The 973-nt window shown below is 77.6% G+C and carries 1 protein-coding gene; it reads right to left on the bottom strand.

From position 1 onward, the window contains the following. Window positions 1-973 (bottom strand): fused response regulator/phosphatase (locus G3I42_RS16745; RefSeq protein ID WP_239096503.1); only part of this gene is annotated, 973 nt, incomplete at both ends.

Below are 973 nucleotides of genomic sequence, written 5' to 3'. Positions count from 1 at the left end.
GCCCGCAGGGCTCCTGCGGCAGCAGCTCGGCGCGCGCCCCGCCGCGCCGCACGACCGGGGCCGGATGCCCGGCCAGGCACATCGCGGCGCCGCGCCCGTCCGGGGCGATGTCGACGGTGCAGAGCGTCGCGAAGATCTCCTCGTTCTCCCGCTCGTGCTCCAGGACCTCCTGGAGCGTCGCGAGGAGGCGGTCGCCGCTGAGCCCGGCGAGCGTCAGCGCGCGCCAGGCGATGCGCAGCTCGACGCCGAGCGCCGCCTCGTCCGGGCCGTGGCCGCTCACGTCGCCGATCATCGCGTGCACGGTGCCGTCCGGGGTGCGCACGGTGTCGTAGAAGTCGCCGCCGAGCAGCGCGCGCGAACGCCCCGGGCGGTAGTGCGCGGCGAAGCGGAGCGGAGCGCCGTCCAGGAGCGGGGTGGGGAGCAGGCCGCGCTCCAGGCGCGCGTTCTCCTGGGCGCGCAGGCGGCCCTCGGTGAGCTGGCGCTGCGCGGTGTCGGCGCGCTTGCGCTCGACGGCGTAGCGGACGGCGCGGCTCAGGACGCGGCCGTCGAGTTCGTCCCGTACGAGGAAGTCCTGCGCCCCGACGCGGACCGCCTCCGTACCGCCCTCGACGTCCTCGGAGGCGGTGAGGGCGAGGACGGCGTGGTGCGGGGCGAGGGCGAGGAGGCGGCGCAGGACGGCGAGCGGGTCGTCGTCGTCCGCCGCCGGGAGGTTCAGGTCGAGCAGGACGCAGTGCACGTCGTCGGTGAGGAGCCGGGCGGCCTCGGTGAGGTTGCGGGCGGTGCGCACCCGGATCGGCTTGCCGGAGGCGTCGAGCATCTCGGGGATGCTGAGCGCGCCCGCGGGGTCGTTCTCGACGAGGAGCAGCGTGAGGTGGCCCGCGCCCGTGGCGGGGGTCGCGGACGGCGCGGAGTCCGGGTGCGGGACGCCGTCGCGGGAGGCGTCGCCGCGCGGGGTCCCGCGGCGCGCGGCTCC

Origin of the sequence: Streptomyces sp. SID11385, from assembly GCF_010548245.1 — a bacterium.
GTDB lineage: Bacteria > Actinomycetota > Actinomycetes > Streptomycetales > Streptomycetaceae > Streptomyces.
The sequence above is the reverse complement of the archived record's forward strand: the minus strand, read 5'-3'. Positions and strand labels throughout refer to the sequence as shown.